Origin of the sequence: Thiocapsa sp. (assembly GCF_011390875.1) — a bacterium.
Lineage (GTDB): Bacteria > Pseudomonadota > Gammaproteobacteria > Chromatiales > Chromatiaceae > Thiocapsa.
On the sequence record NZ_JAABRP010000278.1, the window covers coordinates 1 to 234 of the forward strand.

At 73.1% G+C, this 234-nt stretch carries 1 protein-coding gene; it reads left to right on the plus strand.

Annotation, left to right across the window (positions count from 1 at the left end):
- Positions 1-8: 8 nt before the first annotated feature.
- Positions 9-234, plus strand: a 226-nt coding sequence (locus GPT33_RS16975) for a hypothetical protein (protein WP_296811321.1), incomplete at its 3' end; no start/stop codon positions are given.

The following is a 234-nucleotide window of genomic DNA, read 5'->3' on the forward strand; positions in this document are numbered from 1 at the left end:
CGGAGGTGATGGCCGCGGTCAACGGGCATGCGCAGGCCGGCCTGTTGGTGGACGTCACGGCACTGGGGGCCAGCACGGGCGCGGGACTGGTCGCCGCGACCCCCAAGCATGTGCCGCTGACCGGCGGGCTGGACGCCGCGCTGCCGCTGAATACGCCGGTGCTGGTCACCAAGCGCACCGAGGCCGAGCGCTTCGGCGCCGATGGCACCATCCCGGCCGCGCTGGATGGCATTT